This window comes from Psychrobacter immobilis (assembly GCF_904846225.1).
GTDB classification, from domain to species: Bacteria; Pseudomonadota; Gammaproteobacteria; order Pseudomonadales; family Moraxellaceae; genus Psychrobacter; species Psychrobacter immobilis_F.
Map to the genome: position 1 here is coordinate 21,437 of NZ_CAJGZJ010000028.1, position 6,301 is coordinate 27,737.

Consider the following 6,301-nt stretch of genomic DNA (forward strand, 5'->3'; position numbering starts at 1 on the left):
ATCCAGTAGCACGGAGCTACTGACGCATCAATTTAATCTTTCACCGACGATAGCTGTCATTTACTCAGCCACGATAGTGACGGACATCCCCTCTTCAACTTGCTCGAACAGATCCATAATGTCCTCATTACGCATACGTATACAACCATGCGAAAGTGGTACGCCCATCGGCTCAGTGGCGGGCGTACCATGAATATAAATATAACGCTGGTAAGTATCACAGCAACCGTCGTTATTGCTACCTTTATTACTACCATTTTCGAGACCACTTAACCATAAAATGCGGCTCAATATCCAATCACGCTCAGGATATAGCGTCCCAAGATCAGCACTGTATCTCTCACCTGTAGGAACACGTCCAATAAACACTGAATGGATAGGAAGGCTACCGCCTATTTTTTCTGCAATCATATGCCGACCAAGCGGCGTACAGCCACTATCTTGCTGACTACCAATACCGTTTTTAGCGGTAGAGACTGGGTATTGAATAACCATTTTTTGTTGTTGCCATACCGTCAAAGTTTGCTTAGCAATATTAATAACTAACTGCGTCAACGGATTGTCGTTATTTATCATAGAGGTCTTCCATCTGTCATGTCAGTCATTACTGACTACTCAATGAGTAAAATGATTGAGCTTTTCTATTATTAAGGGATTGTGCCAAGACATTTGGCACCGTAAGATAGGGGCACACTTTTTGATGCTAGCAGATTATGACGACTATTTCACCGACACGTGTGTCGATGTATGATTTTCTCTATCAAGATACCAAGCCTATGCTGTCACTATTGGCAGATGCCGGCCAGCTTTCATTACCACAAGCGCGTCTAGCAATGAATGCCAGTTTGCAGGCAATTATTAGCGCTCTTCTTGTCTATCAGCAGCGCCATCAAGGACAAGTTGTCAGCAAAAAACTGTTTGGACGTAGTGCCGTCAAAGAGCTACGTCAATATAATTCTATGAACTTTGCGACCATCAATGCGACGTTATATCATCGTCATGATGCTGCGGAAGCCATATTTCATGACAATGCGCGTGTGATTAAAGCGAGCGATTATATTGCCAAAAATATTAATGCAACGACGCAACAGGTTCAAATTTTATTGACGTCTTTATGCGTCATTGTACTGCGTGAGTTGGCTATCTTAGCAGAATATAGTCAACTTGATTATGATGAGATTAATCAATGGTTTGCTCTGCAACCACAGTTTTTATCGGCAGCGCGTTTTGAGATGAGTAAACCCAATTTAGCATCTGCTGAATTGATAGAGACTGACCCTAGTACAGAAACTCATACATCGGCAGAAAATACGTTAGAAACAGAGTTGAATAATAATGCGGAGCCTCATTTATTAAATGATGAGCAGCTATCAAGTAACCCACCACCTTTTGACCCTTACTGGTATGAGCTTACCTCATTTAAACCTGAAAATCATAAGCCCGAACAAGACATGCAGTTGGCAACAGGCAATTATTTAAAAGCCATCGGTCGCTCCCCTGATAACTTACAGCAAGGACGTCATAATGACATGCTTGTGTTTGTAGAAATGGAAGCCATTGCTTTACCACACCAACGCTGGTTATTACAGCTAGCAAAAATATCTGATATTTATCTCAGCCGACATCGACTGCGTATAAATTCTGAACCTGATAGCCCACCAAAACCACCGTTAGTTAGCTTGGGATTGATCGGTGGTAATAGCGACAACACGCCTGCTACGATTAGTGAAAAACCAATTGAATACGAGGCATCAATGCCTATCTGGAAAAACCCTGTTATTCTCATCATTATTCTTGTCATTAGCGTACTTGGTGCGCTTGCTGCCCTCAAATATCAAACACAAAAATCGAATGGTCATCTTCTTGCGACAGAAAATGTCTTAGAACAGGATCTGACCGAGAAGCGTCAGCAGCAAGATGTGGCCATTGTGATGGTGGATGACGACAAGCCTAGTAATGAAAAAGCAAAAGATAAGTAGAAAATAGTGAAATCAAAGATATCGTCAATCCACAATGAAAAGCAGCAGCACTATGATATAAATAGTACCGCTGCTTTTCATTATGCCGCTGCTTTTTGATACGCAATTCAACTTTTTATCAAAGGATAAAGCTGTCTAAAAGCTTACTTTGATAAGTCACGACCACGACTGGCTTCGATAGCGAGACGTAGACCATTTAAGCGGATAAAACCTTCTGCATCTTTTTGGTCATAAGCGCCTGCATCATCTTCAAAAGTCGCGATTTTTTCATCAAACAATGAATCATCTGACTTACGTCCGACCACGCTCACGCTACCTTTGTACAGCTTCAAACGGACTGTGCCATTGACATATTCTTGTGATTTATCAATCAATGCCTGTAGCATCATACGCTCAGGGCTGAACCAGTAACCGTTGTAGATGATTTTTGCATAGCGTGGCATGAGCTCATCTTTTAAATGCGCGGCTTCACGATCCAGCGTCAATGACTCGATACCACGATGCGCTTTTAGCATAATGTTACCAGCTGGCGTCTCGTAGCAGCCACGTGATTTCATACCGACGTAACGGTTTTCGACGATATCTAAACGCCCAATACCATGTTTACCGCCAATCTCATTTAATTTAATCATAATCTCATAAGGCTTGAGCGTCTCACCATCAATCGCAACGATATCACCTTTTTTATACTCTAATTCTAGATATTGCGCTTCGTCAGGGGCTTGTTCTGGGCTAACTGACCAGCGCCACATGTCGTCTTCTGCTTCAGCGTACGGATCTTCTAACACACCGCCTTCATAAGAGATATGTAATAAGTTAGCATCCATTGAATAAGGAGATTTTTTCGTCTTGCCTGCATAATCAATGGCAATATCATGCTCTTTGGCATATTCCATCAAACTTTCGCGGCTCGATAAATCCCACTCACGCCAAGGCGCAATGGTCACAACATCTGGTGACAAGGCAACCGCGCCCAGCTCAAAACGTACTTGATCGTTTCCTTTGCCCGTCGCACCATGACTAATCGCATCCGCATTGTGCTCTTTAGCAATCTCGACCAAACGCTTGGCGATAAGCGGACGTGCGATAGAAGTACCTAGTAGATACTCGCCTTCATAGATGGCGTTGGCACGGAACATGGGAAACACATAATCACGAGCAAACTCTTCACGCAAGTCTTCGATGTGGATATGTTTGATACCCATGGCCTCAGCTTTAGCTCGTGCTGGCTCGACTTCTTCGCCTTGACCGATGTCAGCAGTAAAGGTAATCACTTCTGCATCATAGGTTTCTTGCAGCCATTTAGCGATGATTGAGGTATCAAGACCACCTGAATATGCCAATACGATTTTGTTAATATTTTTTGGATCAAGTTGAGCCATGAATAACTCCTATTATAAGAATTTAGTTTTAGTGAACACGCTAAGAGTAAATTGAAAAATAAATTACTTACTCAGTGTACATCATATTTACTATAGGCAAAAGTACAACTGCCATAAGGCCCGAGCTTTTAATTTAAATTTTGGGTTAGTATGTTTTGACGGTTCCTATCAAAGTGCGCTCTAATCGCGATAAACTAGGGCGTGTTCTCAATTTAGGCCATAATATAGTTAAAACATCCTAAAAACACTACAGCACGGCTGCTATCAATATTACTTTTCATTGACTATAACTAAATGGGCTAAAAAGTAATCCATAAATTATGTACAGATATTTGGCCGGATATTTAGTCAAGTAGGCAAATCTGTTATGATAGCAGAACAGCACCCTCCCTTTTATTCCCCTATATGACGACATAGAGCGCTACGACATTATGACTGATTCGATTAGAGAGTTGACCATCCTTCAGCCAGACGATTGGCATATCCATTTGCGTGATGATAAAGCATTAAGCACGACTGTACCGCATGCAGCAAATAGCTTTAACCGTGTCATTTGTATGCCAAATCTAGTACCGCCCGTCAAGAACGTCGATGATGCGCTTGCTTATCGCGCCCGTATTTTAGAGCATCTGCAAGCCAGTGACTTGCAGGATGAACGAAAAACCGCATTTGATCCACGCATGACCTTATATTTAACAGATCACACCACCGCGCAAGATATCGAAATGGCCGCAAAGTCCGGTATCGTACAAGCCGTCAAGCTCTATCCTGCTGGTGCAACCACCAACTCTACGGATGGCGTGACCGACATCAATGCCTGTGTCGATGTTTTTGAAGCGCTAGAAAAATACAATCTGCCATTATTGGTCCACGGCGAAGTCACTCAAGATCATGTCGATATTTTTGATCGTGAAAAGCGCTTTTTAGACGAAGTATTGGCACAAATTATCGTAAAGTTCCCTACACTAAAAATCGTGGTGGAACATATTACTACCAGTGATGCAGCAGACTTTGTATTGGCTCAAGGCAACCATATTGCCGCGACTATTACGCCGCAACATTTGATGTTTAACCGCAATCATCTATTGGTTGGCGGGATCAAACCACATTTTTATTGCTTACCTATCTTGAAGCGTGAAAGCCATCAAAGAGTACTGTTAGATGTGGCTACCAGCGGCAATCCAAAGTTTTTCTTAGGCACTGACTCGGCCCCACATGCTACGGATAAAAAAGAAGCCGCGTGCGGCTGTGCTGGCTGCTACAGCGCTGAAACTGCCCTGCCGCTATATGCTACCGCCTTTGATAGTGTTGGCAAGATCGACAAGTTAGAGGGTTTTGCCAGTCGTTTTGGTGCCCAGTTTTATGGCTTACCATTAAATGAGAGTACGATTACGCTTGTTAACACGCCTATGCAAGTGCCCGCAAACTATCCTTATTTTGACGGTGGCTCTCTAACGCCGCTCATGGCTGGTGAAATGTTACCTTGGTCTCTTAAAGTATAAAACTGACTGAGTATAAAACGGACTAAATAAGACTCCTTTTACTTTATCCTATGATAACTTTGTAGCAAGCGGTGTGATTTTTATCATAGGATGCTTATTTTTTAATTTAATTCAATATAACAATACGACTGATAAAAGCGACTTAACCTGATATGACCACTCAAAACGATGCCGCCTTACCTGACAACCATTCATCAGCTATTCATAATGTAGAGACTGCGACAGAAGAACAAGCGCCAATGAGCTTAAAAGACCGTTTTCGTAAGTTTCTCCCTGTCGTCGTCGACGTTGAGACAGCAGGTTTTAATGCGCAAACGGACGCTTTATTAGAAATTGCGTGTATTCCTGTGTTACTCAATGATCAAGGCGTGTTTTATCCAGGCGATGCCTTCAATGCGCATATCGAACCCTTCGAAGGCGCAAATTTAGAACCAAGCGCGCTTGCCTTTACAGGTATAGATCCTAATAACCCAATGCGTAAAGCGATTGCTGAAGATGAAAAAACGGCACTGCGTCGTATCTTTAAGGGCCTAAAAGAAGTGCGACGTACTGAAGACTGCCGTCAATGCGTCTTAATCGGTCACAATGCGCATTTTGATTTGTCGTTTTTAAATGCGGCGGTGCTTCGTACCAATAGTAAAAGCCACAACCCTTTTCATAACTTCTCAGTGTTTGACACAGTGACTCTCTCAGCACTAGCCTTTGGTCAGACAGTCTTGGCACGTGCTTGCAAAGCAGCAGGGCTTGATTTTGATGGTAAAGATGCACACTCTGCGCTATACGACACTCAAAAGACCGCCGAGCTATTTTGCCATATCCTCAACCACTACCCTATGCTCTCTAATGCAATGCATGCGGAACAAACCAAAGAAGATGTAACTGATAATGAGGATACATAAGCCATTTCTCACATATCATATGTTGCTAACCACCCATAATAATGCTATTTATGATATATATTCGATACTAAATAAAATGGATATAAGACGCTATCCTGCTCGCTTATAGAGAATCACTATGAAAAGGTGTCGTTATATTCTATAGATAGTCTAAGTTGCCCATATTGCCTTGATAGAAAACCTTATGGAGGCTTGATAGGAGGGACATTATCATGGATCCACAGCTTAAGTTATGGGGAGTCATTGTCGGCTATATGCTGCTAGCTTTGACTATTAGCGCTTGTACCTCTTTATGGATTCGGCATCATTTAAAAAATAATGACTTACATCCTCGCCGTGCTATCAAAAAAAGATACTTAATTTTAAAAAGACGAAGAAAAAGGCTTGACAGAAAACGCGGACGCTATTAGAATACGCACCACTTCAGCATAAATGGTGAAAGCAGTTGAAGTGTTGTAACTAGTCCCCATCGTCTAGAGGCCTAGGACACTGCCCTTTCACGGCGGTAACGGGGGTTCGAATCCCCCTGGGGACGCCAC

General features: G+C 42.5%; 6 protein-coding genes and 1 tRNA gene. 5 read left to right on the top strand and 2 right to left on the bottom strand.

The genetic code is table 11. The features are described 5' to 3' along the window. Positions 1-60 precede the first annotated feature (60 nt). The gene (locus JMX48_RS12915; protein WP_201538462.1) at positions 61-576 is read right to left on the bottom strand and encodes a L,D-transpeptidase; all 516 of its coding nucleotides are present in this window, start codon (positions 574-576) and stop codon (positions 61-63) included. Between the two features lie 137 nt (positions 577-713). On the opposite strand from JMX48_RS12915, the gene JMX48_RS12920 reads away from it, so the two are divergent. Continuing rightward, positions 714-1,979 (top strand): hypothetical protein, encoded by a 1,266-nt coding sequence (locus JMX48_RS12920; protein ID WP_201538464.1) that lies wholly within the window; start codon positions 714-716, stop codon positions 1,977-1,979. A 143-nt stretch (positions 1,980-2,122) separates the two neighbouring features. Here JMX48_RS12920 and JMX48_RS12925 read toward each other — a convergent pair whose 3' ends face one another. Continuing rightward, the gene (locus JMX48_RS12925) at positions 2,123-3,361 is read right to left on the bottom strand and encodes an argininosuccinate synthase (RefSeq protein WP_201538466.1); all 1,239 of its coding nucleotides are present in this window, start codon (positions 3,359-3,361) and stop codon (positions 2,123-2,125) included. 431 nt (positions 3,362-3,792) lie between these two features. Between JMX48_RS12925 and pyrC the strand changes: the two genes are divergently transcribed. The 4 genes from pyrC to JMX48_RS12945 all read left to right on the top strand — a co-directional run bounded on the left by pyrC (position 3,793) and on the right by JMX48_RS12945 (position 6,300). Next, the gene (gene pyrC / locus JMX48_RS12930) at positions 3,793-4,863 is read left to right on the top strand and encodes a dihydroorotase (protein WP_201538468.1); all 1,071 of its coding nucleotides are present in this window, start codon (positions 3,793-3,795) and stop codon (positions 4,861-4,863) included. 152 nt (positions 4,864-5,015) lie between these two features. Further along, positions 5,016-5,762: a ribonuclease T gene (gene rnt / locus JMX48_RS12935; protein ID WP_201538470.1), complete on the top strand. Its 747-nt coding sequence runs from the start codon at positions 5,016-5,018 to the stop codon at positions 5,760-5,762. Between the two features lie 212 nt (positions 5,763-5,974). Next, positions 5,975-6,172 carry a hypothetical protein gene (locus tag JMX48_RS12940; protein ID WP_201538472.1) on the top strand — a complete coding sequence of 66 codons (198 nt, stop codon included), beginning with the start codon at positions 5,975-5,977 and terminating at the stop codon, positions 6,170-6,172. Positions 6,173-6,224: 52 nt separating this feature from the next. Beyond that, positions 6,225-6,300, top strand: a tRNA-Glu gene (locus JMX48_RS12945). Position 6,301: the final 1 nt, after the last annotated feature.